Origin of the sequence: Streptomyces sp. CS113, assembly GCF_002188365.1 — a bacterium.
In the GTDB taxonomy this organism is placed as follows: Bacteria; Actinomycetota; Actinomycetes; order Streptomycetales; family Streptomycetaceae; genus Streptomyces; species Streptomyces tendae.
Genome location: NZ_KZ195574.1, coordinates 1,744,750 through 1,768,932, shown reverse-complemented (window position 1 = coordinate 1,768,932; position 24,183 = coordinate 1,744,750). Strand labels below are relative to the sequence as shown.

The following is a 24,183-nucleotide window of genomic DNA, read 5'->3' as shown; positions in this document are numbered from 1 at the left end:
GGCCACCGGGAGGGGCGCGACATCATGTCGCGCCCCCTCTTTTTGCTAAACCGCTAAACGCGCTGACCAGAGCGTGAAGCCCGCGTATCCAGGTCGTTCACCTGCGTCAACTGCCTCTGCCTGACGGATTGACAGGCCCGCCAGGTGTCCCTACGGTCCCTATCGGTTAACCGGTAAATGTCCGCCCCGGGGTACGGGACAACGTTGTCAGGTGCATGTTCGCCCGCCATCGAAGGAGACACATGCGTAAGCCAAGAAGCACGCTGATCACGACCGCGGGGATGGCGTTCGCCGCCGTTCTGGGCCTGCTGTTCGCACTCGCCGGTCCCTCCGCCGGAAGGGCGGAGGCCGCGGCCGGTGGCATCCACGTCAGCAACGGACGTGTCGTCGAGGGCAACGGCAACGCGTTCGTCATGCGCGGGGTCAACCACGCCTACACCTGGTATCCCGACCGCACCGGCTCCATCGCCGACATCGCGGCCAAGGGAGCCAACACCGTCCGCGTCGTGCTCAGCAGCGGTGGCCGCTGGACGAAGACGAGCGCGTCCGAGGTCTCGGCGCTCATCGGCCAGTGCAAGGCCAACAAGGTCATCTGCGTCCTTGAGGTGCACGACACGACCGGCTACGGCGAGGACGGCGCCGCGACCAGCCTGGACCAGGCGGCCGACTACTGGGTCAGTGTGAAGGGCGCGCTGGAGAATCAGGAGGACTACGTCGTCGTCAACATCGGCAACGAACCCTTCGGCAACACCAACTACACCGCGTGGACCGACGCGACCAAGTCGGCCATCGGCAAGCTCCGCGGCGCCGGCCTCGACCACGCCCTGATGGTCGACGCGCCCAACTGGGGCCAGGACTGGTCCGGCACGATGCGGTCCAACGCGGCCTCGGTCTTGGCCTCCGACCCCGACCGCAACACCGTCTTCTCGATCCACATGTACGGGGTCTACGACACCGCCGCCGAGGTGCGGGACTGCCTGAACGCCTTCGTCGGCAACGGACTGCCCATCGTCGTCGGCGAGTTCGGCGACCAGCACAGTGACGGCAATCCCGACGAGGACGCCATCATGGCGACGGCCCAGTCCCTCGGCGTCGGCTACCTCGGCTGGTCCTGGAGCGGCAACGGCGGCGGCGTCGAGTACCTCGACATGGTCAACGGCTTCGACCCGAACTCGCTGACGAGCTGGGGCAACCGCATCTTCTACGGCAGCAACGGCATCGCCGCGACGTCCAGGACGGCCACCGTGTACGGCGGTGGCGGCGGCAGCACGGACGGCACCGCGCCCAACGGCTACCCGTACTGCGTGAACGGCGGTGCGTCCGACCCGGACGGTGACGGGTGGGGCTGGGAGAACAGCCGGTCCTGCGTCGTCCGGGGCAGCGCGGCGGACCACTGACCCGACCGACGGCGACGCCCCGCCCAGGAGTTCCGGGGCGGGGCGTTTCCAGTGGGCGGCCGGTCAGCGGTCGGTCGTGTACGTGAGGAAGCGGGTCCACGCTGTGGGGGAGACGGTGAGCTGGTCGCCGTGCCGGACCTTGGAGTCACGGACGTGGACGGTGTCAGGGCAGGAGGCGACCTCGACGCAGTCGCCCTGACTGCCGCTGCTGTAGCTGGACTTGTGCCACGCCATCGCCACTTCGACGCAGCTGTCGCCTTCGGAGCCGCTGTAACTGCTCTTGAACCAGGCCAGGTCGGACGTGTTCATAGCGCTCCTCGCATTCGCCTCAACAGGCCCACGGAGTCCTCGGGGGTCAGGGCCTGTGAACGCATCTTGGCATAGCGCTGGTGTAGCACGCTGATCTCCTTACGATCGGTGATCAGCCGCCCGTTCTTCTGTCCCTCCGAGTAACCGAACCACTGGTTGTCCGGCGTCTCCGCCAACTGCAACGGGCCGTCCAGCCCTGCATGCACCGGCTGCCGCAGCGGCATCAGTTGCAGCTCCACGTTCCAGTGGCGCTCGATCACGCCGAGCAGGTGGTCGTACAGCTCGCGCGTCACCTCCTCGCCACCGGTGCCGCGCTCCAGGACCGCCTGCTCCACGATGAAGCTGAACGCCGTCGGCGGGTTCCGGCTCGTCGCCAGGAGTTCGTGCCGGGCCATGCGCGCCGCGATCCGGTCGTTCATCTCCTGCTCGGCGGGCAGCGGCGGCACGCTGAACGAGACCGCCCGCGCATACCCTTCCGTCTGCAACAAGCCCGGTACCACCCGGCATTCATAGGTATACAGACTCACCGCCTCCGCCTCGAACCGCGCCCACTGCCGGAACCAGCTGGCCAGCCCCGGTTGCCGCGACAGGTGCCGTGCCGCACCTCGCAGCGCGCCGAACGCGTCGAGGGCTGCCTCCGCGCGCTCCACGAAGTCCACCGGAGGGAACCGCCGCCCCTGCTCGATGGAGGCCACCGTCGGAACCGAGTACCGCACTTGTGGCGCGAACTCCTCCTGGGTCAGCCCCGCCCGTTTGCGGAAGGCCTTGACGACCTCGCCGAACGCCTTGAGGCTGTCCGACGCCTCCGGTTCACCCGCGCCGCCCGTACCGTCCGTCATCCGGGACACCTCCCACCCGTCACGCCCACTCAACGGGCCCATGGTCACGGACGGTTACTCCTACTGTCCACCGTCCGCACCCGTACGCTCACCGTGCGTACCGGTCGCGGATCTGGTGGGACGGCGTCACCCCAGGTGGGATGGGTGGCATGAGACCAGCCTCCACTCCCCGACTCCCGGTCACCGCGCGTGTGTTCGTCCAGCGGTTCAGCTCCACTCCGCGCGGCGTGCGACTGGCCCGGCATCTCGTCGTGCACCGTCTGGACGCGTGGGGCGTCCCGTACGGCTCGGCGCTGTCCGACACGGCGGCGCTGCTCGTCGCGGAGCTGGCGGCGAACGCCGTGACGCACGGGCGGGTGCCGGGGCGGGACATCGAGGTGCTGCTGCGGCTGGACGCGTACACGCTGCGGATCGACGTGTCCGACAGCCGGGGTGAGCGCCGCCCGATGGTCACGGCGGTCACGGCGGCCTCGGAGGCCGAGCACGGGCGGGGGCTGCTGCTCGTGGACGCGCTGGCGGACCGGTGGGGCGTGTTCGACCGCGTACCCGTCGGCAAGACGGTCCGCGCGGAACTGGATCTGCCGCCTCGCGACCAAAGATCCCGCACGGCCGATGACTTCGCGCGGGAATGAGAGTCTCCTTCACGACCCCGGTCCGTGAGATGACGACAGGAGACCTTCCCGCATGACTGATCCGGAGCTGACCGCGGAACGCGGCCAAGGGACGGGCGTCTGGCCCTTGATCCGTACGGAGCGGGCGGCGCTGGCCGCCGATCTCGCGGAGCTGACCGGCGAGCAGTGGGCGACGCCGTCGCTGTGCGCCGGCCTGACGGTGCGCGAGGTGCTGGCACATCTCACGGCGGGCGCGAGCCTCAACACCGTGCGCTGGTTCGCGGGGGTGATCCGCTGCCGGTTCGACTTCGACAAGCAGGTGGCCGTGCGGCTGGCCGAGCAGTTGGGCGCGGATCCGGCCGAGACGCTCGCCCGATTCCGGCGCGTCGTGCCGAGCACCACCAAGCCGCCCCTGCCCGTCATCGCCATGCTGGGCGAGACGCTGGTGCACGGTGAGGACATCCGGCGTCCGCTGGGCATCCGGCACGACTACCCGGTCGACGTCGTCACGCGTGTGGCCGAGTACTACCGGGGCTCGGACCTCGTGGTCGTCGCAAAGAAGCGCATCGAAGGGCTGAGACTGGCCGCGGACGACGGGCCCTTCACCACCGGCTCCGGGCCTGTCGTGTTCGGCCCCACCATGGCCCTGGTGATGGCCATGACCGGACGCGAGACGTACTGCGACGACCTCGAAGGGGACGGTGTGGAACTCCTCCGCGACCGCTGCCGCACGCCGTGAACGCGTCCCCGCTCGGCTGGGAGCTGCTTTGGCGACCATGTGCGGAGCCGGATTGGTAAAGGCCGCAGCGGTTGCGTTTCTTGTACCGCTCTTCGTCGAAGCCGGGTGGACGTCCGCCGTGACACCGTTTGGCTTCGTGCGCGGCCCGCCCCGGCCGGACTTCGCAAAGCGGATCTTCTCCAGCACCGGCCTGGCCTGGGTAGGTCGTCAGTCTGAGACGATCAGTCAGTCGAGTGGCCAATTCGTCAGCTTCATTGGATTCAGCATGAGCCACACGTTCGTGACGCATTCACCACTGACGTCGAATGTGACCATTCCGTATCGGCGCTCTTCGTCTCGAAGAATGTATCCGAGACCGTCAGCTGTTTCGCGTCGTTCAAGGCGGAGGCCGGGCTGTTTGCGCATGACTCCCTGGAACCACCGGGCTACGTGATTCGACCCGTGGATGACCTTAGGTGCGGCATTGACGAAGCCACCGCCGTCTACTCGTAGTTCGACGTCTGGAGCCAACACGCGGAGCAGGTCCTCGATGTCCCCTCCGACAGTTGCGTCACGGAAAGCCCGAACAACCTCATCGTGCTGGTGGGGAGAAACCCGTGCGCGTCTTCCTCGTCGAACGTGACGGCGTGCGGACGTTGCCAATTGTCTTGTCGCTGCCGCTGAACGACCTACGACGCCAGCGATCTCGTCAAACGGGACGCCGAACACGTCATGCAGCACGAACGTCACTCGCTCCGCTGGGGTCATGGCCTCGAGAACCGTCAGTAGTGCCATGCTGACGGCATCATCGAGGGTGACGCGATCGAGCGGATCAGCAGCAAAACTACCGGAGTTCAGTGGCGCCTTCGCTGTGTCTGCAAAAAGGTCGGCCGGAACGGGCTCCGGTAGCCATTGCCCGACGTACATCTCCCGTCGTGCCCGCGCGGAACCCAGCAAGTCGAGTGAGATGCGGCTGGCGACTCGCATCAGCCATGCTGCGGGCACGGCAATGCTGTCGCGTTCCTCGGGCTCGAGGCGGTACCACCTGACATATGTCTCTTGTACGACATCCTCGGCATCGGCCAGGGTGCCCATCATGCGAAAGGCCAGCGACAGCAGGCGATGTCGCTCTGCCATGACTGAATCGAGAGCTGTTGATTCATCACCCTCGGCTCCTCCGAACTCGGCGGATTCCGCAGGAGTGTCTTCCGGCATGGGGGCACCCTTCCCATTGGAGTGCAGCGCCCAGCCCATTGCCTGGCGCTCAGGCGTTCCTCCTCCCTTCACTATCGCATTCAGGCGGTGGGGATCCCTGTAATCGGGTACCGCACAGTGCCTGTCCGGTACGCGCCGCGCGGAACCATGACGTCGGGTGCCCCTTCCGCGTCCACGGTCACCACCTCACGCTCGTCTCCGCGGTCAGCCAGAGTGGCACGGAAGAGGTCGTCGTGGTAAAAGCGGTCGGGTCCGGCGATCTCGACCTCGCTTCCCGGTTCCAGCGTTGTGGCAGCCTCGGCGAGCAGCTCGATGACTTCGTCCAGCTCGACGGGCTGGACGAATGACCTTGGAGCAATAACCTTGCCGTCCACGGTGTGCTGGTCGATGAGGACAGGAATGTAGCTCTGGAACTGGGTGGCCCGAATGATGGTGGCGGGGATCGAAGCGGATCGCACGGCCTTTTCCTGCGCCACCTTGCCGAGGTAGTACCCGACCTCAGACGCGTCCCCTTGCCCAACGCCGACGATGGAGAGCACGATGTGATGACGCACGCCTGCCCGCTCTCCCTCCGCAGTCAGGTTGTTGATCGCTCCCTCGAAGAACGAGATTGCCCCCTCCGCATCAAAGCGGGGGGTGTTGAGGACATTGACGATGGTGTCGACTCCGGCGAGAGCCTCGGTCAGCCCCTTGCCCGAGATGACGTCGATCCCGTCCTCAAGCCCTCCCGAGACCACCTCGATGCCCTTGGCCTCCAGGTTGTCAGCAAGGAGGGACCCCACGCGGCCGCGCCCACCAGCGATGAAAACCTTCATTTTCCGTACTCCGTTCCGGGGCACCAGTCGCTGCCCTCAGCAACATGACGACGCAGGCCGGAAGAATGTGAGGTTGCGACGGCGGAGTCTCGTCGCCCCCTCGCGACCGCCGAAGCCCCGTCATCTGGCTCCGTGCATGATCGGCCGGGCACGTCATCGTTACCGAAACGGTCATGAGGTCAGCGGCTGCCGTCCGCGGAGCTGCTCGGTCAGCCGCTCGAGTTCGGCCGCCGTGGCGGGCGAGGGGTCGTTGAGCCCGCTGTGCACGGCCGTCGGGCTCTTCAGGAAGCGCCGGAGCACGGCCACGAGGAGCCCTTGCGGCAGAGTCCGCAACGCGGCGAACGCGCGCGGTACCGGCGGTGTGTCCATCGCGGCGAGGTTCTGCCCGATGAGGTGGAGCGTGCCGCGGACCGCGTCCGGGTCGTCGGCCAGCGCCACCGGGCCGCCCGCCGCGTGGACCGCCTGTCCGAGCGGCACCTCGAATGCGGCGTGCGTCCTGAGCCAGGCGTCCATCCGCGGCTCGGCCTTGGCGTTGATCCCGGCGGTACGGAAGGTCTCTACGATCCGTTCCAGTCGCGGGGTGGTGCGGCCGTCGGGCTCGCCGATCGGCATCGCGACCCGACGGGTGAGGAAACTGCTCCTGCGGTAGCGGATCACGTCGCCGTCCATCGTGCCGCCCGTCATGGGGAAGCCGAGCAGCACCCGCTCGTGGCCGATCACCGCGCTCAGCGGCTCCGGGCCGGCCGCCCAGTTGAGCAGGAACAGCACGTCGCCTCGAACGCCGGCGAGTGATTCCAGTACCGCGTCCACCTGGTGGGTGCGGACGAAGACGGTGATCAGGTCGTACTCGCCGTCCGGGTGCTCGATCACCGGTACCGGTACCCGCCTGACAGCCGGGCCGTCTCCCTCGGCGAGCCGCACGCCGTGCCGGCGCAGAGCGGTCAGGCGCCCGCCCCGGGCGAGGAGCGAGACGTCATGGCCGGCCTCGTGCATGCGGACGGCGAACAGGCTGCCGCAGACCCCGGCGCCGTACACGAGCAGCTTCATGACAGCCTCTTTCACACGTCCGATTGATTCATACGTTCGTTTCATTCAACATATGTAGAGTCCTGCGTGTGGCGACCCCAGACACCCGCACCCAGCTCCTCGACGCGGCCGAGCACCTCTTCGCCGAGCACGGATACCGCGGCACCTCGATCCGCGCGATCACCAAACTCGCCGGAGCGAACCTCGCCGCCGTCGGCTACCACTTCGGGTCGAAGGCGGAGCTGATGGCCGCGGTCGCCCGCCGCGTGATCGAGCCCATCAACGCGGCCCAGTGCGCAAGGCTCGACTCCTTGCTCGCCCGGACCCCCGACCCATCGGTCAGCGAGCTGGTGGAGGCGTTCGCGGGGCCGCTGTTCGACGAGATGTCGGCCGGCGGCGCGGGCGGCGCCCGGACGTCCCGGCTGATCGTGACGATCCTCAGCGACCCGGCCGAGGAGGCGCGCAGCTGGACCGGCCCGGGCGAGGACACGGTCCGCGAGCGCTACCTCGCGGCCTTCGCGCGCGTCCTGCCCGGCCTCTCCCCGGAGGAGCTGCGGTTCCGGATGCGGGGGATCCTTGCCGTGACGGCCGTCGACCGCCTCGAGGTCCACCAGCAGCCCTCCCCGGGCTGTGCGTCACCGGCCGCGGGCGAGGCGGCCCAGCGATGGGCGATCACGTTCCTGACGGCAGCGATGAGTGCGCCACCGACCCGGACCTGACGACCCAGGACAGACGCCGGCGGCGGGGGAGCGGATGGTCCCGGGACGGCGTGGGTGCCCTCCGCGCTCGGGCGCGTGCGTCCATATGCTCGTCCCATGCTCACCGAAGTCACCGCCACCCGCTACGTCGAGCCCCTGCACTCCGGCGGCTCCGTGCCCGCCGTCGTCGAGGCCGACGATCTCGGCACCTACGTCCTGAAGTTCACCGGCTCCGCGCAGGGCCGCAAGGCGCTGGTCGCCGAGGTGGTCGTGGGGGAGCTGGCCCGGGAGCTGGGGCTGCGGGTGCCGGAGCTGGTGCTGGCGCACTTCGACCCGGCGATCGCGGAGGCCGAGCCGCACCAGGAGGTGCGGGACCTGCTGCACGCCAGCGCGGGGCTCAACCTCGGCATGGACTACCTGTCGGGCGGCGCCGACTTCACGCCCGAGCTGGCCGAGGTGTTCCCGGTGGACGCGCGGGAGGCCGGGCGGGTCGTCTGGCTGGACGCCCTCACCGTGAACGTCGACCGGACGGTGCACAGCTCCAACCTGATGGTCTGGCCCACCCTCGGCACCGCACCGCCGCGCCTGTGGCTGATCGACCACGGCGCGGCCCTCGTCTTCCACCACCGCTGGGGCGCCTCCCCGCCCGAGAAGGCGTACGACTTCCGCCACCACGCCCTCGGTCACTACGCGCCCGACCTCCCGGCCGCCGACGCCGAGCTGGCCCCGAAGGTGACGCGCGAGCTGCTGGGCGAGGTGGTGGGCCGGGTGCCGGAGACCTGGCTGACCTGCGAGGGCGACCTCGACACGCCGGAGAAGGTGCGCGCCGCCTACGTGGACTACCTGCACGCGCGCGTGCGGGCCTCCCGGCAGTGGCTGCCCACCGGCTTCCCGAGCCGCGAGGAACTCGCCGCCGAGAACGCCGCCCGCGCGGCGCGCACCCAGCGGGGGCGGCCCGACTGGCTGAAGCGCGTCCCGGACCTGCACGGCAAGCCGCCCGCTGAGCAGGACTGGTCGGTCCACCTCGGCTGACACACGTCCGCGCCCCCGGTGCCGTGCTGCGGCACCGGGGGCGCGGACCATGGCGCGTGTGCGGCGTCAGCCCTTGAGCTGCTCGTACGCCGGCAGCGTCAGGAAGTCGGCGTAGTCCTCGTCGAGCGACACCGTGAGCAGCAGGTCGTGGGCCTGCTGCCAGTTGCCGGCCGCGAAGGCCTCGTCGCCGATCTCGGCGCGGATGTTCGCCAGCTCCTCGGCGGCGACCTTGCGGGCCAGGTCGGCGGTGACCTGCTCGCCGTTGTCGAGGACGACCTCCGCGTTGATCCACTGCCAGATCTGCGAGCGGGAGATCTCGGCGGTGGCCGCGTCCTCCATCAGGTTGAAGATGGCGACCGCGCCGAGGCCGCGCAGCCAGGCCTCGATGTAGCGGATGCCGACCTGGACGGCGTTGACCAGGCCCGCGTACGTCGGCTTGGCGTCCAGCGAGTCGACGGCGATCAGGTCGGCCGCCTTGACGTCGACGTCCTCGCGCAGGCGGTCCTTCTGGTTCGGCTTGTCGCCGAGGACCTTGTCGAAGGACTCCATGGCGATCGGGACCAGGTCGGGGTGGGCCACCCAGGAGCCGTCGAAGCCGTCGCCCGCCTCGCGGTCCTTGTCGGCGCGGACCTTCTCGAAGGCGACCTTGTTGACCTCGGCGTCGCGGCGGGAGGGGATGAAGGCCGCCATGCCGCCGATCGCGTGCGCGCCGCGCTTGTGGCAGGTGCGGACGAGGAGTTCGGTGTACGCCCGCATGAACGGGGCGGTCATCGTCACCGCGTTGCGGTCCGGGAGGACGAACTTGGCGCCGCCGTCACGGAAGTTCTTGACGATGGAGAACAGGTAGTCCCAGCGCCCCGCGTTCAGCCCGGAGGCGTGGTCGCGCAGCTCGTAGAGGATCTCCTCCATCTCGTACGCGGCCGTGATCGTCTCGATCAGGACGGTGGCGCGCACCGTGCCCTGCGGGATGCCGACGTAGTCCTGCGCGAAGACGAACACCTCGTTCCACAGGCGGGCCTCCAGGTGCGACTCCGTCTTCGGCAGGTAGAAGTACGGGCCCTTGCCGAGGTCCAGCAGACGCTGCGCGTTGTGGAAGAAGTACAGGCCGAAGTCGACCAGGGCGCCGGGGACGGGGCGGCCGTCGACCTGGAGGTGGCGCTCGTCGAGGTGCCAGCCGCGGGGACGCATGACGACCGTCGCCAGCTCGGCGTCCGGGCGCAGGGCGTAGGACTTGCCGGTGCGCTCGTCGGTGAAGTCGATGCTGCGGGTGTAGGCGGAGGCCAGGTTGAGCTGGCCGAGGACCACGTTCTCCCAGGTCGGCGCGGAGGCGTCCTCGAAGTCCGCGAGCCACACCTTCGCGCCCGAGTTGAGCGCGTTGATGGTCATCTTGCGGTCGGTGGGGCCGGTGATCTCGACCCGGCGGTCGTTCAGCGCGGCCGGAGCGGGGGCCACCTTCCAGGAGTCGTCCGCGCGGATCGCGGCGGTCTCGGGGAGGAAGTCGAGCGTGGAGGTGCGGGCGATCTCGGCGCGGCGCTCCGCACGGCGGGCGAGGAGCTCGTCACGCCGGGGCGTGAACCGCCGGTGCAGCTCGGCCACGAAGGCGAGCGCCGCATCGGTGAGGACCTCCTCCTGCCGGGGCAGGGGCTCGGCGTCGACGATGGCCAGCGTGGACGGCGCTGGTGCGGACATGAGCTGTCACTTCCTTCAGCGGTGGCACCGGGTGCCAGAGGGTGCGTATGGGGCATTACGCACTCGCCGTGCAGCGGAGTGCTTCTGGTCAGTGGATAGTAGTTTCCTCATCGTGGAACTTCAATGGTTTGTTGACGTCGAGATTCTCCGGGTCGAGGGAAGGTGGCGCTCGGTGCCATCTCCCTCACTCAAGGTGGACCAGGTCCGCCTCGGTGTCGATGTCGTACGGCCGTGCCACGTCCCCGCACTCGACGAGGGCGATCTCCGCCTCGTGTTCCCTCAGATAGGCGCGGGCACCCCGGTCCCCGGTGGCGGTCGCCGCGGTCCCCGCCCAGTGCGCGGCGCCGAGCAGCACGGGATGGCCGCGCACGCCCCCGTACGCCGCCGAGGCCAGCGACGTCTCGTCCCGGTACGCGGCGCGCACCCGGGCCATCGCCTGCCCGCCGATACCGGGCTGGTCCACCAGGCAGACCAGTGCCGCCCGCGCTCCGGTCCCGGTCAGGGAGTGGAGCCCGGCCCGCAGGGACGAGCCCATGCCCTGTTCCCAGTCGGGGTTGTCCACGAGGACGCAGCCGTCGAGCGCCGCCCGCGCGCGTACGTCCTCGGCGCGCGCCCCCAGGACGACGTGCACGCGCGCGCAGCCGGCTGCCCGCAGTGCGCCGACCGCGTGTTCGACGAGCGGGTGTCCACGATGTTCGAGCAGTGCCTTGGGGCGGCCGCCGAGCCGCCGGCCGCCCCCAGCGGCCAGCAGCAGTCCCGCCACCCGGTCGCCCACCTGGTCTTCTGTCAGGGCCTCGTTGTCGGTCATGCGTCCTGCATACCTGACGGCTCGCCAAACGCCCCGGCGTGCGCGGGGTACACGGAGGCTTTCCGGAGACTGAATTTCGGTCCGCGCGCTGGCGCGTCCGGTGCGGGGTGGCGTTTACTGGCCCGCGCACAACGGGGTGCGAGGGGGAGGGCGGGGAGGGCTGTGTTGCGGAGCTTGGGGCAGAGGCACGTGACCGTCGGCGACGAGGACGTGAGAGTGGTGGCGCTGCGTACCGCGGTGGCGCGGTTGCGCCGCCAACTCGCCCTGCTGCCCGCCGACTTCCCGGACCGCGGCATCGCGGAGGACGAGCTGGCCGACCTCGCCGCGATGGCCGGCCACGGCGTCCCCGAGGCGTCGCGGCTGCGCCGCTCCCTGCTGCTGATAGCCGGTGCCATCGGCTCCGTCAGCGCCCTGAAGCCGGGGCTGACGGAGGTCCGTCACGCGGTGGAACTCTTCGGGGACCCGCCGCGCCGCTGAGCCGCGTGCGCGGGAGGGTGCCGCCTCAGGCGGCCGGGTTGCCGTTCGAACCGTTCGCGCCGTTCGAGGTCAGCAGGGCCTGGGACAGCTCCGCCGCCACCTGCTGGAGCAGGGGCACCATCCGGTCGGTCGCGGCCTCGGTGACGCGGCCCGCGGGACCGGAGATCGAGATGGCCGCGGCGGTGGGGGAGTCCGGCACCGAGACGGCCAGGCAGCGCACCCCGATCTCCTGCTCGTTGTCGTCGATCGCGTAGCCCTGGCGCCGCACGTCCTCGAGCGCCGCGATGAAGCCGTCCGGCGTGGTGATCGTCTTGTCGGTCGCGGCCGGCATGCCGGTACGGCCCAGCAGGGCCCGTACCTCGTCCGCCGGGAAGTCCGCGAGCAGCGCCTTGCCGACGCCCGTGGAGTGCGGCAGGACGCGCCGGCCGACCTCGGTGAACATGCGCATCGAGTGCTTGGACGGCACCTGGGCGACGTACACGATCTCGTCGCCGTCGAGCAGCGCCATGTTCGCCGTCTCGCCGGTCTCCTCGACCAGGCGGGCCAGGTGCGGGCGCGCCCAGGTGCCCAGCAGCCGGGAGGCGGACTCGCCGAGGCGGATCAGGCGGGGGCCGAGCGCGTACCGGCGGTTGGGCTGCTGACGCACGTATCCGCAGGCCACGAGCGTCCGCATCAGGCGGTGGATGGTCGGCAGCGGCAGCCCGCTGCTCGCCGAGAGCTCGCTCAGGCCGACCTCGCCCCCCGCGTCCGCCATCCGTTCGAGCAGGTCGAAGGCGCGCTCCAGGGACTGGACGCCACCGGTGGCGGACCTGGCGGAGTCGGTGGTGCTGGCGCTGGACGTCGGCACGGCACGTTCCTTTCGGGGCTGGCGGGAGGAAAGAAGCGTACCCGGCGGCCGGTTGACTACCGGCTTGTACGTAGCTACGTTCTGCTTGCTGGAATTCTAATTCCGCTTTGTGGAAACGTCCAGGGCTGGGCCGTGGGCATGCCCGCACAAAGGGTGCCTCTTGACGGCACGGAGGCGGGAATGAAGACTCCTGCGACAGGAGACTTCAACAGAACGTTGAAAAACTCGGCGGCAGAAATGAGGGGTTTCGGGTGTCCGGAGCTGAACTGGTGCTGCGCTCGACGCGCGTCATCACCCCCGAGGGGACACGCGCCGCGTCGATCGCGGTGACCGGCGGGAAGATCACGGCGGTCCTGCCGTACGACGCACCCGTCCCGGACGGCGCCCGGCTGGAGGACGTCGGCGACCACGTCGTGCTGCCCGGCCTGGTCGACACCCACGTGCACGTGAACGACCCCGGCCGCACCGAGTGGGAGGGCTTCTGGACCGCCACCCGCGCCGCGGCCGCCGGCGGCATCACCACCCTCGTCGACATGCCGCTCAACTCCATCCCGCCGACCACCACGGTCGGCAACCTGCGCACCAAGCGCGAGGTGGCCGCCGACAAGGCGCACATCGACGTCGGCTTCTGGGGCGGCGCCCTGCCGGACAACGTCAAGGACCTGCGCCCGCTGCACGAGGCCGGCGTCTTCGGCTTCAAGGCGTTCCTGTCGCCGTCCGGCGTGGACGAGTTCCCGCACCTCGACCAGGAGCAGCTCGCCCGGTCCCTGGCGGAGATCGCCGCCTTCGACGGGCTGCTGATCGTGCACGCCGAGGACCCGCACCACCTGGCCGCCGCCCCGCAGCAGGGCGGCCCCAAGTACACCCACTTCCTCGCCAGCCGCCCGCGCGACGCCGAGGACACCGCGATCGCGACCCTGCTCGCGCAGGCCAAGCGCTTCAACGCGCGCGTGCACGTGCTGCACCTGTCCTCCAGCGACGCCCTGCCGATGATCGCCGAGGCCCGCGCCGACGGCGTCCAGGTGACGGTCGAGACCTGCCCGCACTACCTCACCCTCACCGCCGAGGAAGTGCCGGACGGCGCCAGCGAGTTCAAGTGCTGCCCGCCGATCCGCGAGGCCGCCAACCAGGACCTGCTCTGGCAGGCGCTGGCGGACGGCACGATCGACTGCGTCGTCACCGACCACTCCCCCTCCACCGCCGACCTCAAGACCGACGACTTCGCCACCGCCTGGGGCGGCATCGCCGGACTCCAGCTCAGCCTGCCGGCCATGTGGACCGCGGCCCGCGGGCGGGGCCTCGGCCTGGAGGACATCGTGCGCTGGATGTCGGCGCGCACGGCCGCCCTGGTCGGGCTCGACGCGCGCAAGGGCGCCATCGCGCCGGGCCACGACGCGGACTTCGCCGTGCTGGCCCCCGACGAGACCTTCACCGTCGACCCGGCCGCCCTCCAGCACCGCAACCGCGTCACCGCGTACGCGGGCAAGACCCTGTACGGCGTCGTGAAGTCCACCTGGCTGCGCGGCGAGCGCATCGTGGCGGACGGCGCGTTCACCGACCCGAAGGGACAGCTCCTCGACCGGGCCTGACGTGCCCGGGCATTCCCTGAACCCAGTACCCCCCGAACAGCCCCGAAAGGAACACCTGATCACCGTGACGGCCCAGCAGAACACCTCGTTGGCCAGCTTCACCGGCGACGCCCAGCCCTACGGAGGCGGCGACCCGTACGCGGACTACCGCACCGCCGACCTCCCCTTCACCCAGTACGCCAACCTTGCCGACCGGCAGCTCGGCGCGGGTGTCGTCGCCGCCAACGACGAGTTCTTCGCCCAGCGCGAGAACCTGCTGGTGCCCGAGCCCGCCGAGTTCGACCCCGAGCACTTCGGGCACAAGGGCAAGGTCATGGACGGCTGGGAGACCCGCCGGCGCCGCGGTGTCTCGGCCGAGCAGCCCTGGCCCACCGAGGAGGACCACGACTGGGCGCTGATCCGCCTCGGTGCCCCCGGCGTCATCCGCGGCATCGTCGTCGACACCGCCCACTTCCGCGGCAACTACCCGCAGGCCGTCTCCGTCGAGGGCGCCTCGGTCGCGGGCTCCCCCTCCCCGCAGGAACTCCTCGCGGACGACGTGAAGTGGACGACCCTCGTCCCGCGCACCCCGGTCGGCGGCCACGCCGCCAACGGCTTCGCCGTCTCGGCCGAGCAGCGCTTCACCCACCTGCGCCTCAAGCAGCACCCCGACGGCGGCATCGCCCGCCTGCGGGTGTACGGCGAGGTCGTCCCCGACCCCGCCTGGCTCACCGCGCTGGGCACCTTCGACGTGGTCGCCCTGGAGAACGGCGGCCAGGTCGAGGACGCCTCCAACCTCTTCTACTCCCCGGCGACCAACACCATCCAGCCGGGCCGCTCCCGCAAGATGGACGACGGCTGGGAGACCCGCCGCCGCCGCGACAACGGCAACGACTGGATCCAGTACCGCCTGGTGGACCGCTCGCAGATCCGCGCGATCGAGATCGACACGGCGTACCTGAAGGGCAACAGCGCGGGCTGGGCGTCGGTGTCGGTGAAGGACGGTGAGGACGGCGAGTGGCGCGAGGTGCTCCCGCGCACCCGGATGCAGCCCGACACCAACCACCGCTTCGTCCTGCCGGAGGCGGCCGTCGGCACCCACGCGCGCGTGGACATCTTCCCCGACGGCGGCATCTCCCGGCTGCGCCTGTTCGGCTCCCTGACCGAGGACGGCGCCGCCCACCTCGCCGCCCGCCACCAGGAACTGGGCGGCTGACCCACCCACGGACCGCGGCGGCCCACCCGCCGCCGCTCACCGACCCGCGGGGCGCACCGGCCGGACAGCACCGGTGCGCCCCGCGCGCAGGTCCCGGGGCGCCTCGCGCACGTCCCGGGAGCGGGCTACGCCGCGTGACCGCCGTCGACGGCGAACTCGGCACCGGTGACATACGTGGCGGTCGCCAGGTAGGCCACCGTCGACGCCACCTCGTCCGCCGTGCCGAAACGGCCCAGCGCGGTCAGCGCCGCCTGCCCCTGCGCGTAGGGGCCGTCCGCCGGATTCATGTCGGTGTCGATCGGCCCCGGGTGCACGATGTTCGCCGTGATCCCGCGCGGACCCAGCTCCCTGGCCAGCGCCTTGGTCAGCCCGATCAGCGCCGACTTGCTCGTCGCGTAGAGCGTCCCGCCGGGGCCCGGCACCCGCTGGGTCATGCAGGTGCCGACGGTGATGATCCGGCCGCCCTCGGTCATGCGGGCCGCGGCCGCCTGCGAGGCCAGGAAGACGCCGCGGACGTTCACCGCCAGCAGCCGGTCGACGTCGGCGGGGGAGAGGCTCTCCAGCGGGCCGAGCAGACCGAGCCCCACGTTGTTGACCAGCACGTCGAGGCCGCCGCCGAGCGCCGTGGCGGCCCGCTCCACCGCCCCCGCCGCCTCGTCCGCGTCCGCGGAGTCGGCCCGCAGCGCCACCGCCCGGCGCCCCAGCGCCTCGACGGCCCGTACGACGTCCTCGGCCACGTCCTTGCCGTTCACGTAGGTGAGGGCCACGTCCGCGCCCTCCCGGGCCAGCCGCAGCACGGTCGCCGCGCCGATGCCCCGGCTGCCACCGGTCACGAGGGCGGCACGGCCGGCCAGCGGAGCGGCGGTGGAAGCGAGTGGGTTCGAGTGTGTATGCGTGTTCGTGTTCATGGGTCCATCCCAGCGGGACCGCCACGCCCTCGCTGGCGGTGAACGGACGTCGACCTGACCGGTCGGCCGTCCGCGCCGACGGTGATGTGAACACGCCGAAAACACATATGACATCCCGGGAAACTCCACGGTCTTGTCATTGACATGCCACTATCTACGCGCGTCATCATGAGGCCATGCGATTCCCCCCACGCGCCGCTCGGCTCGGCGCAGCAGCCGCAGTCCTGTCCGCCCTCCTCGTGGGCGGCACCGTCTCCGCCACCACGGCCGGCGCCGCCCCCGCGGCGGTCGGCGACATCTGCTACAGCGCCCTGCCCTCCCAGGCGCACGACACGCTCGACCTGATCGAGCAGGGCGGCCCCTACCCGTTCGAGCAGGACGGGACCGTCTTCCAGAACCGGGAGGGCATCCTGCCCAGCCAGTCCTCCGGGTACTACCACGAGTACACGGTGATCACGCCGGGTTCCGACACGCGCGGCGCCCGCCGGATCGTCACCGGTGAGGAGAACCAGGAGGACTACTACACGGCCGACCACTACGCGTCGTTCGACCTCGTCGACTACGGCTGCTGAGACCCGGCCCGCCCGAGTCACCCGGTCTTGCGGCTCTCGGCGGCGGCGAACAGCGCGCCGCCGAGAGCGAGCAGCGCGACGCTCGCGTAGACCTCGTAGCCGTCCAGGAATCCGATCCGCTGCACCAGCCCCAGGTTCCAGTCGGTGAACTCGTGCACCAGGCCCATCGCGCCCTGGAGCACGGCGAGCAGGCCCAGGAACTCCAGCAATTCCTTCATGATCCCGACTCTCGCCCCGCGGTACCCCCACACGCATCGGCCGCGGGGCGAGTCCTGCCCGACGGAAGGCGCCGGGACGCGGGCCCCGGCGCGCCGAAAGTCGCCGGTCGTGCGACTTTGGTCGGCGATCCCCCTCGCCCGGCCGTCCCGGCCCCCGCCCCTGCGTAGATTTGTCGACTGTGAACAGTGACAAGCAGGCCGCGGTGCCCGCGGTGCCCCCGGCCTTCGCGAAGCGGCGCTGGGTCCTGCCGGCGGCGCTGGTCGAGGACCTGTACCCGCAACCCCGGCGGCCCGGCGGCCGGCCCCGGCGCACCGCACGCGACTGGGTCGTCGACTTCGCCTGCTTCCTGCTCGCGGTCACCATCGGCCTGCTGGCCGCCGACGCGCTGGACCAGGAGCCGGACCTCTCACCCGCCATGGCCGTAGCGGACCAGCTGGTCGGGGCGCTGGCCTGCGCCGCCGTCTGGCTCCGGCGCCGCTGGCCGGTCGGGCTGGCCGTGGCCATGGTGCCCGTCTCCCTGGTCTCGGCCACCGCCGGCGGCGCCGTCCTCGCCGCCCTGTTCACGCTCGCCGTGCACCGGCCCTTCCGGTACGTGGCCTGGATCGGCGGCACGAGCCTCGCCGTGACGCCCCTGTACTACTGGATGCGCCCGGAGCCCGGGCTGCCCTTCCTCGCCTCCCTCGCCATCGCCTTCCTGCTCGCCGTCACGGTGCTCGGCTGGGGCATGCTGGTCCGCTCCAAGCGCCAGCTCCTGCTCAGCCTGCGCGACCGCGCCCGGCACGCCGAGGCCGAGGCGCGGCTGCGGGCCGAGCAGGCGCAGCGGCTGGCCCGGGAGGCCATCGCGCGCGAGATGCACGACGTCCTCGCCCACCGGCTGACGCTGCTCAGCGTGCACGCGGGCGCCCTCGAGTTCCGGCCCGACGCACCCCGGGAGGAGGTCGCGCGGGCGGCGGGCGTCATCCGGGAGAGCGCGCACGAGGCCCTCCAGGACCTGCGGCAGATCATCGGCGTCCTGCGGGCGGCGGACTCCGACGACGCCGGCCGCCCCCAGCCGACGCTCGCGGCACTCGACGCGCTGGTCGCCGAGTCCCGTGAGGCGGGCATGAAGGTCACCCTCGCGGACCGCGTGCCCGACCCCGGTGCGGTCCCGGCCGCCGTCGGCCGCACCGCGTACCGCATCGCCCAGGAGGCGCTGACCAACGCGCGCAAGCACGCCCCCGGCACCGAGGTCACCGTCTCGGTCAGCGGGGCACCGGGCGCCGGACTCGCCCTGTCGGTGCGCAACGCCCCGCCCCGGGGCGAGGTGCCGCACGTGCCCGGTTCGGGCCAGGGCCTGATCGGGCTGACCGAGCGGGCCACGCTGGCGGGCGGCACCCTGGAGCACGGCCCGACCCCCGGCGGCGGCTTCGAGGTACGGGCGAGGCTGCCGTGGCGCTGAGCCCGCGGCCCGGCGCCGAGGGCGGCCGGGGACCGTCACCTCGGGGCGAACTCGGCCCGCGCCGACCGTGATTACCTAGGACCCATGACCGCGATCAGACTGCTCCTCGTCGACGACGACCCGCTCGTGCGGGCCGGACTGTCCCTCATGCTGGGCGGCGCCGACGACGTGGAGATCGTCGGCGAGGCCGCCGACGGCGACGAGGTCGGGGCGCTCGTCGACCGCACCCGCCCGGACGTCGTCCTCATGGACATCCGGATGCCGGTGGTGGACGGCCTCACGGCGACCGAGCGGCTGCGGGGCCGGGCGGACGCGCCCCAGGTCGTCGTCCTCACCACCTTCCACGCGGACGAGCAGGTGCTGCGCGCCCTGCGGGCCGGTGCCGCCGGCTTCGTCCTCAAGGACACCCCTCCCGCCGAGATCCTCGACGCGGTGCGCAGGGTCGCGGCCGGCGACCCCGTCCTGTCGCCCGCCGTCACCCGGCGACTGATGGAGCAGGCGGCCGGCACCGCCTCCGACGCGCGGCGAACGCGCGCGCGTGCCCGCGTGGACGTGCTCAACGACCGCGAGCGCGAGGTCGCCGTCGCGGTCGGCCGCGGCATGGCCAACGCCGACATCGCGGCCCACCTCTTCATGAGCGTCGCCACGGTCAAGGCCCACGTCTCCCGCGTCCTGGCCAAGCTCGATCTCGCCAACCGGGTCCAGATCGCCCTGCTGGCGTACGACGCGGGGCTCCTGGACGACTACCAGGACGGCACTCCTTAGGGGCTGTCCGACGGGAACTGTCCAGACAGGCCCTAGGGGACGAGCACCTCGGGGACCTCCGCCAGCCGCACGGGTCGCCGCTCGCGGCGGGAGATGTCGCAGGCCTCCGCGATCCGCAGGGCATGCAGCGCCTCGCGCCCGTCGCAGGGGTTGGCCCGCTCACCGCGCACCACCTGCACGAACGTGTTCAGCTCGGCCTCGTAGGCGGGCCCGAAACGCTCCACGAAGCCGGTCCAGGGCTTGTCCGCGGCCGGTGGTCCGGTCGGCTCGGTGGACGCGATCGGCGTACGGTCGTCCAGGCCCACGACGATCTGGTCCAGCTCCCCGGCCAGCTCCATGCGGACGTCGTACCCCGCCCCGTTCAGCCGCGTCGCCGTCGCCGTCGCCAGCGTGCCGTCGTCCAGCGTGAGCAGCGCGGCGCCCGTGTCCACGTCGTCCGCCGCCCGGAACACCGGCGGACCGGCGTCGGACCCGGCGGCGTACGCGTCGACGACCTCCCGCCCGGTCACCCAGCGCAGGACGTCGAAGTCGTGGATGAGGGTGTCCCGGTAGAGCCCGCCGGACTGCGGCAGGTACGCGGCCGGCGGCGGCGCCTGGTCGCTCGTCACCGCCCGTACGGTGTGCAGCCGGCCGAGCCGCCCCGACCGCACCGCCTCCCGGGCCCCCGCGTAGCCGGTGTCGAAGCGGCGCTGGAAGCCCATCTGGAGGATCGTCCCGGCGGCCTCCACCTCGGCGATCGCCTGCAACGTGCCGGGCAGGTCGAGAGCGATGGGCTTCTCGCAGAACACCGGCAGGCCCGAGCGGGCCGCCCGGCCGATCAGCTCCGCGTGGGCCGGCGTCGCCGTGGTGATCACCACCGCGTCCACGCCCCACTGGAAGATCTCGTCCACTCCCGGTGCCGCCGTCTCGCCCAGCCGGTGGGCCAGGTCCTGGGCCCGGGTGAGGTCGGCGTCCGTGAGGATCAGGGACCCGACGTCGCGGTGGCGGCTGAGCGTGTTGGCGTGAACGGTGCCGATGCGGCCCGTTCCGATGACCCCGATGCGCATGGAATCAAAGTGGGCTCACGGCCGCTCCCTGTCAATGCGTATGTCCGGACAATCGAACTACACAACTTCCCGTCATCTGCGCACGGAGCTACGCTCGGCCCGTGCCGAAACCAGAAGTGGACCCCACCGTGTCGCTGGACCTCAGCGTGGATCGCAGCAGCCCCGTGCCGCTGTACTTCCAGCTGTCGCAGCAGCTGGAGGCGGCGATCGAGCACGGCGCGCTGACCCCCGGCAGCCTGCTGGGCAACGAGATCGAGCTGGCCGCGCGGCTCGGTCTGTCCCGGCCCACCGTCCGCCAGGCCATCCAGTCGCTCGTCGACAAGGGCCTGCTCGTGCGTCGCCGCGGCGTCGGCACCCAGGTCGTGCACAGCAAGGTCCGGCGCCCCCTGGAACTCAGCTCACTCTTCGACGACCTGGAGGCGGCGGGCCAGCGCCCGGCCACGAAGGTCCTGGTCAACACGGTCGTACCGGCCACCGCGGAGATCGCCGCGGCGCTCGGCGTGGCCGAGGACAGCGAAGTGCACCGCATCGAGCGGCTGCGGCTGACGCACGGGGAACCGATGGCGTACCTGTGCAACTACCTGCCGCCCGGCCTCGTCGACCTGGACACCGGGCAGCTGGAGGCCACCGGTCTCTACCGGCTGATGCGTGCCGCCGGGATCACCCTGCACAGCGCCCGGCAGTCCATCGGCGCCCGCGCCGCCACCACCGGTGAGGCGGAGCGGCTCGGCGAGGACGCGGGCGCCCCGCTGCTCACGATGGAGCGCACCACCTTCGACGACACGGGACGCGCGGTCGAGTTCGGCACCCACACCTACCGGCCGTCCCGCTACTCCTTCGAGTTCCAGCTGCTCGTGCGGCCCTGAGCGGCCACGTTCGCAGGCGGCTCCCGTCTCTCGCAGCCGGCTCCCGTCTCTCGCGGGCGGCTCCCCTCGGCGGCTCCCGCCGTGCGGGTTCGTCGCAATGTCCGGACAATGTGACCCTCGGCCGGTCCCCGGAGGCAAAGGCTCCGCTTGTGTGTCGGACAATGGGGCGTTTGGGGTCTCCAGAACCCGGCCGGGGCTGAGACAGGCCCCGCGCGCACAGCACGGCACAGCAAGAAGGGCACGGCCTCGTGGCACGGTTTCGGACATGGGTGGGCATCGCGCTGGCAGGGGCACTCTCGGTGTCCCTGGCCGGTTGCAGCAGCACCGGCGGCAAGCGCGCCGAGGACGCCCGCAAGGCCGCGTCGGCCGAGGGCAGGGCGGCGGTGAACACCCCCCGCTGGACCTTCGCGATGATCACCCACTCGGGCGACGGCGACACCTTCTGGGACATCGTCCAGAGCGGCGCCGAGCAGGCCGCGGTCAAGGACAACATCAACTTCCTCTACTCCCACGACGACGAGGCGCAGCAGCAGGCCCAGCTCGTGAACGCGGCCATCGACAAGAAGGTCGACGGCATCATCGTCACGCTCGCCAAGCCGGACGCGATGAAGTCCGCCCTCGCCCGCGCGCACAAGGCGGGCATCCCGGTGATCACGGTGAACTCCGGCTCCGAGGAGTCCAAGGAGTTCGGCGCCCTCACCCACGTCGGCCAGGACGAGACCATCGCGGGCGAGGCCGTGGGCGAGGAGCTGAACGAGCGGGGCCGCGAGCAGGCGATCTGCGTGCTCCACGAGCAGGGCAACGTCGGCCACGAGCAGCGCTGCGACGGGGTGGAGAAGACCTTCGACGGCAAGGTCCAGCGGCTCTACGTCAACGGCACCAGCATGCCGGACGTGCAGTCCGCCATCGAGGCCAAGCTCCAGACCGACAAGTCCGTCGACGCCGTCGTCACGCTCGGCGCCCCGTACGCCGACACCGCCGTCAAGGCCAAGCAGGGCGCCGGCAGCAAGGCCGAGATCGACACCTTCGACCTCAACGCCAAGGTGGCCGCCGGACTGGCCGACGGCACCCTCGGCTTCGCCGTCGACCAGCAGCCCTACCTCCAGGGCTACGAGGCCGTCGACCTGCTGTGGCTCTACCGGTACAACGCCGACGTCCTCGGCGGCGGCCGTCCGGTGCTCACCGGGCCGCAGATCATCACCAAGGACGACGCCGCCGCGCTGGCCGACTACACGAAGCGGGGCACGCGATGAACGCCACGCAGGTGAAGACGGCTGACGAAAGGATTCTGCGGACCTCTCCGCTGCGGAAACTCCTCGGCCGCCCCGAGCTGGGCTCCGTCGTCGGCGCGATCGCCGTCTTCGTCTTCTTCGCGTTCTTCGCCGACAGCTTTCTGCGTGCCGCCAGCCTCAGCACGGTGCTCTACGCCGCCTCCACCATCGGCATCATGGCCGTCCCGGTGGCGCTGCTGATGATCGGCGGCGAGTTCGACCTGTCCGCGGGCGTCATGGTCACCTCCTCGGCGCTGGTGTCGTCGATGTTCAGCTACCAGATGACCGCGAACGTCTGGGTCGGCGTCGGCGTGTCGCTGCTGGTCACCCTGGCGATCGGCGCCTTCAACGGCTTCATGCTCACCCGCACCAAACTGCCCAGCTTCATCATCACGCTCGGCACGTTCCTCATGCTGACCGGCCTGAACCTGGGCTTCACCAAGCTCGTCGACGGCACCGTCTCCACCAAGTCGATCGCCGACATGGAGGGCTTCCCCTCCGCCCAGGACGTCTTCGCCTCCACGATCACGATCGGCGGCGTCGGCTTCAAGGTGACCATCCTGTGGTGGCTGGCCCTGGTCGTCGTCGCCAGCTGGATCCTGCTGCGCACCCGCGCCGGCAACTGGATCTTCGCGGTCGGCGGCAACAAGGACGCCGCCCGCGCGGTGGGCGTCCCGGTCACCAGGACCAAGATCGGCCTCTACATGGGCGTGGGCCTCGGCGCCTGGATCTCCGGCCAGCACCTGCTCTTCTCCTACGACGTCGTCCAGTCCGGCGAGGGCGTCGGCAACGAGCTGATCTACATCATCGCGGCCGTCATCGGCGGCTGCCTGATCACCGGCGGCTACGGCAGCGCCGTCGGCTCGGCGGTCGGCGCGTTCATCTTCGGCATGACCAGCAAGGGCATCGTCTTCGCCGAGTGGAACCCGGACTGGTTCAAGTTCTTCCTCGGAGCGATGCTGCTCCTCGCGACCCTGCTCAACGCCTGGGTCCGCAAGCGCGCGGAGGCCACCAAGTGACGCAGACCGAAAGCCGTACGGCGCTCGTCGAGCTGTCCGGCGTCAGCAAGAACTACGGCAACGTACGCGCCCTCGAAGGCGTGTCCCTGGAGGTCCGTGCCGGGGAGATCACCTGCGTCCTGGGCGACAACGGCGCGGGCAAGTCCACCCTCATCAAGACCATCTCCGGGCTGCACCAGCACGACGGCGGCACGCTGAGCCTGGACGGCGAGGAGACCCGCCTCTCCTCCCCGCGCGAGGCCCTGGACCGCGGCATCGCCACCGTCTACCAGGACCTCGCCGTCGTCCCCCTCATGCCGGTCTGGCGCAACTTCTTCCTCGGTTCCGAGCCGCGCAAGGGCGTCGCCCCGTTCAAGCGCATGGACGTCGACCACATGCGCCGCACCACCCATGCGGAACTGCTGCGCATGGGTATCGACCTGCGCGACGTCGACCAGCCCATCGGCACCCTCTCGGGCGGCGAGCGCCAGTGCGTGGCGATCGCCCGCGCGGTGTACTTCGGCGCGAAGGTCCTGGTGCTCGACGAACCGACGGCGGCACTGGGGGTGAAGCAGTCGGGTGTGGTCCTCAAATATGTGGCGGCGGCACGCGACCAGGGCCTGGGTGTCGTGCTCATCACCCACAACCCACACCACGCGTACCTGGTGGGGGACCGGTTCGTCCTGCTGAAGCGCGGCACCATGGTGGGCAACCACGAGCGGGAGGACATCACCCTGGACGAGCTGACGAGGCAGATGGCAGGCGGAAACGAGCTCGATGATCTACGCCACGAACTGCAACGCCCCTCTTAGGGGCGCGGGGAACGGCGCGACCA

General features: G+C 70.9%; 26 protein-coding genes. 15 read left to right on the top strand and 11 right to left on the bottom strand.

Annotated elements, in window-relative coordinates; all coding sequences use genetic code 11:
* The first annotated feature begins 242 nt into the window (after window positions 1-242).
* Window positions 243-1,397: a cellulase family glycosylhydrolase gene (locus B9W62_RS07645; RefSeq protein WP_087806421.1), complete on the top strand. Its 1,155-nt coding sequence runs from the start codon at window positions 243-245 to the stop codon at window positions 1,395-1,397.
* A 63-nt stretch (window positions 1,398-1,460) separates the two neighbouring features.
* On the opposite strand, the gene B9W62_RS07640 is transcribed toward B9W62_RS07645, so the two are convergent.
* Together B9W62_RS07640 and B9W62_RS07635 are read right to left on the bottom strand one after the other, a co-directional pair.
* Complete coding sequence (locus B9W62_RS07640) at window positions 1,461-1,706, bottom strand: DUF397 domain-containing protein (protein ID WP_087806419.1); 246 nt, start codon at window positions 1,704-1,706, stop codon at window positions 1,461-1,463.
* The gene (locus B9W62_RS07635; RefSeq protein WP_087811802.1) at window positions 1,703-2,545 is read right to left on the bottom strand and encodes a helix-turn-helix domain-containing protein; all 843 of its coding nucleotides are present in this window, start codon (window positions 2,543-2,545) and stop codon (window positions 1,703-1,705) included. The genes B9W62_RS07640 and B9W62_RS07635 overlap by 4 nt, the downstream gene beginning before the upstream one ends.
* 149 nt (window positions 2,546-2,694) lie before the next feature.
* Between B9W62_RS07635 and B9W62_RS07630 the strand changes: the two genes are divergently transcribed.
* Both B9W62_RS07630 and B9W62_RS07625 read left to right on the top strand, forming a co-directional pair.
* The gene (locus tag B9W62_RS07630; RefSeq protein ID WP_087806417.1) at window positions 2,695-3,177 is read left to right on the top strand and encodes an ATP-binding protein; all 483 of its coding nucleotides are present in this window, start codon (window positions 2,695-2,697) and stop codon (window positions 3,175-3,177) included.
* A 52-nt stretch (window positions 3,178-3,229) separates the two neighbouring features.
* Window positions 3,230-3,895 (top strand): maleylpyruvate isomerase family mycothiol-dependent enzyme, encoded by a 666-nt coding sequence (locus B9W62_RS07625; protein ID WP_087806415.1) that lies wholly within the window; start codon window positions 3,230-3,232, stop codon window positions 3,893-3,895.
* A 225-nt stretch (window positions 3,896-4,120) separates the two neighbouring features.
* Here the strand turns inward: B9W62_RS07625 and sigJ are convergent, their stop codons facing one another.
* From sigJ to B9W62_RS07610, 3 genes are all read right to left on the bottom strand, one after another.
* Window positions 4,121-5,089, bottom strand: coding sequence for an RNA polymerase sigma factor SigJ (gene sigJ / locus B9W62_RS07620; RefSeq protein WP_087811801.1), 969 nt, complete (start codon window positions 5,087-5,089; stop codon window positions 4,121-4,123).
* Between the two features lie 80 nt (window positions 5,090-5,169).
* A complete protein-coding gene (locus B9W62_RS07615) occupies window positions 5,170-5,904 on the bottom strand; it encodes an SDR family oxidoreductase (protein ID WP_087806413.1) in 735 nt (244 codons plus the stop codon).
* A 171-nt stretch (window positions 5,905-6,075) separates the two neighbouring features.
* Window positions 6,076-6,951, bottom strand: coding sequence for a ketopantoate reductase family protein (locus B9W62_RS07610; RefSeq protein WP_087806411.1), 876 nt, complete (start codon window positions 6,949-6,951; stop codon window positions 6,076-6,078).
* Window positions 6,952-7,019: 68 nt separating this feature from the next.
* Between B9W62_RS07610 and B9W62_RS07605 the strand changes: the two genes are divergently transcribed.
* Window positions 7,020-7,649, top strand: a complete 630-nt coding sequence (locus B9W62_RS07605; RefSeq protein ID WP_087806409.1) for a TetR/AcrR family transcriptional regulator — start codon at window positions 7,020-7,022, stop codon at window positions 7,647-7,649.
* Window positions 7,650-7,745: 96 nt separating this feature from the next.
* Window positions 7,746-8,660: a HipA family kinase gene (locus tag B9W62_RS07600; RefSeq protein ID WP_059300398.1), complete on the top strand. Its 915-nt coding sequence runs from the start codon at window positions 7,746-7,748 to the stop codon at window positions 8,658-8,660.
* Between the two features lie 66 nt (window positions 8,661-8,726).
* Here B9W62_RS07600 and aceB read toward each other — a convergent pair whose 3' ends face one another.
* Together aceB and B9W62_RS07590 are read right to left on the bottom strand one after the other, a co-directional pair.
* The gene (gene aceB, locus B9W62_RS07595) at window positions 8,727-10,349 is read right to left on the bottom strand and encodes a malate synthase A (protein WP_087806407.1); all 1,623 of its coding nucleotides are present in this window, start codon (window positions 10,347-10,349) and stop codon (window positions 8,727-8,729) included.
* A gap of 184 nt (window positions 10,350-10,533) precedes the next feature.
* The gene (locus B9W62_RS07590) at window positions 10,534-11,157 is read right to left on the bottom strand and encodes a nucleotidyltransferase family protein (protein ID WP_087806405.1); all 624 of its coding nucleotides are present in this window, start codon (window positions 11,155-11,157) and stop codon (window positions 10,534-10,536) included.
* A 162-nt stretch (window positions 11,158-11,319) separates the two neighbouring features.
* Here B9W62_RS07590 and B9W62_RS07585 point away from each other — a divergent pair, with 162 nt between their 5' ends.
* On the top strand, window positions 11,320-11,634 hold the full coding sequence (locus tag B9W62_RS07585) for a DUF5955 family protein (RefSeq protein WP_087806404.1): 315 nt from the start codon (window positions 11,320-11,322) through the stop codon (window positions 11,632-11,634).
* Between the two features lie 25 nt (window positions 11,635-11,659).
* Here the strand turns inward: B9W62_RS07585 and allR are convergent, their stop codons facing one another.
* Window positions 11,660-12,481, bottom strand: coding sequence for an allantoin degradation transcriptional regulator AllR (gene allR, locus B9W62_RS07580; RefSeq protein ID WP_087806402.1), 822 nt, complete (start codon window positions 12,479-12,481; stop codon window positions 11,660-11,662).
* Window positions 12,482-12,732: 251 nt separating this feature from the next.
* Between allR and allB the strand changes: the two genes are divergently transcribed.
* Window positions 12,733-14,070 (top strand): allantoinase AllB, encoded by a 1,338-nt coding sequence (gene allB / locus B9W62_RS07575; RefSeq protein WP_087806400.1) that lies wholly within the window; start codon window positions 12,733-12,735, stop codon window positions 14,068-14,070.
* Window positions 14,071-14,134: 64 nt separating this feature from the next.
* The gene (gene alc / locus B9W62_RS07570; protein ID WP_087806398.1) at window positions 14,135-15,265 is read left to right on the top strand and encodes an allantoicase; all 1,131 of its coding nucleotides are present in this window, start codon (window positions 14,135-14,137) and stop codon (window positions 15,263-15,265) included.
* A gap of 125 nt (window positions 15,266-15,390) precedes the next feature.
* On the opposite strand, the gene B9W62_RS07565 is transcribed toward alc, so the two are convergent.
* Window positions 15,391-16,173, bottom strand: a complete 783-nt coding sequence (locus B9W62_RS07565; RefSeq protein ID WP_087806396.1) for an SDR family oxidoreductase — start codon at window positions 16,171-16,173, stop codon at window positions 15,391-15,393.
* Window positions 16,174-16,349: 176 nt separating this feature from the next.
* On the opposite strand from B9W62_RS07565, the gene B9W62_RS07560 reads away from it, so the two are divergent.
* The gene (locus tag B9W62_RS07560) at window positions 16,350-16,745 is read left to right on the top strand and encodes a guanyl-specific ribonuclease (RefSeq protein ID WP_087806395.1); all 396 of its coding nucleotides are present in this window, start codon (window positions 16,350-16,352) and stop codon (window positions 16,743-16,745) included.
* A gap of 17 nt (window positions 16,746-16,762) precedes the next feature.
* On the opposite strand, the gene B9W62_RS07555 is transcribed toward B9W62_RS07560, so the two are convergent.
* On the bottom strand, window positions 16,763-16,963 hold the full coding sequence (locus B9W62_RS07555) for a hypothetical protein (RefSeq protein ID WP_087806393.1): 201 nt from the start codon (window positions 16,961-16,963) through the stop codon (window positions 16,763-16,765).
* A gap of 170 nt (window positions 16,964-17,133) precedes the next feature.
* On the opposite strand from B9W62_RS07555, the gene B9W62_RS07550 reads away from it, so the two are divergent.
* Together B9W62_RS07550 and B9W62_RS07545 are read left to right on the top strand one after the other, a co-directional pair.
* Window positions 17,134-18,402 carry a sensor histidine kinase gene (locus B9W62_RS07550; RefSeq protein WP_179235383.1) on the top strand — a complete coding sequence of 423 codons (1,269 nt, stop codon included), beginning with the start codon at window positions 17,134-17,136 and terminating at the stop codon, window positions 18,400-18,402.
* An 84-nt stretch (window positions 18,403-18,486) separates the two neighbouring features.
* The gene (locus B9W62_RS07545; protein ID WP_087806391.1) at window positions 18,487-19,167 is read left to right on the top strand and encodes a response regulator transcription factor; all 681 of its coding nucleotides are present in this window, start codon (window positions 18,487-18,489) and stop codon (window positions 19,165-19,167) included.
* 32 nt (window positions 19,168-19,199) lie between these two features.
* Here the strand turns inward: B9W62_RS07545 and B9W62_RS07540 are convergent, their stop codons facing one another.
* Window positions 19,200-20,213, bottom strand: coding sequence for a Gfo/Idh/MocA family protein (locus B9W62_RS07540; RefSeq protein ID WP_087806389.1), 1,014 nt, complete (start codon window positions 20,211-20,213; stop codon window positions 19,200-19,202).
* 128 nt (window positions 20,214-20,341) lie between these two features.
* Here B9W62_RS07540 and B9W62_RS07535 point away from each other — a divergent pair, with 128 nt between their 5' ends.
* From B9W62_RS07535 to B9W62_RS07520, 4 genes are all read left to right on the top strand, one after another.
* Window positions 20,342-21,079 (top strand): myo-inositol degradation transcriptional regulator, encoded by a 738-nt coding sequence (locus B9W62_RS07535; protein ID WP_087811799.1) that lies wholly within the window; start codon window positions 20,342-20,344, stop codon window positions 21,077-21,079.
* A gap of 248 nt (window positions 21,080-21,327) precedes the next feature.
* Window positions 21,328-22,332, top strand: coding sequence for a sugar ABC transporter substrate-binding protein (locus B9W62_RS07530; protein ID WP_087806387.1), 1,005 nt, complete (start codon window positions 21,328-21,330; stop codon window positions 22,330-22,332).
* Complete coding sequence (locus tag B9W62_RS07525) at window positions 22,329-23,369, top strand: ABC transporter permease (protein WP_087806385.1); 1,041 nt, start codon at window positions 22,329-22,331, stop codon at window positions 23,367-23,369. Before B9W62_RS07530 ends, B9W62_RS07525 begins: the two co-directional genes overlap by 4 nt.
* Window positions 23,366-24,160 carry an ATP-binding cassette domain-containing protein gene (locus B9W62_RS07520; protein ID WP_087806383.1) on the top strand — a complete coding sequence of 265 codons (795 nt, stop codon included), beginning with the start codon at window positions 23,366-23,368 and terminating at the stop codon, window positions 24,158-24,160. The genes B9W62_RS07525 and B9W62_RS07520 overlap by 4 nt, the downstream gene beginning before the upstream one ends.
* Window positions 24,161-24,183: the final 23 nt, after the last annotated feature.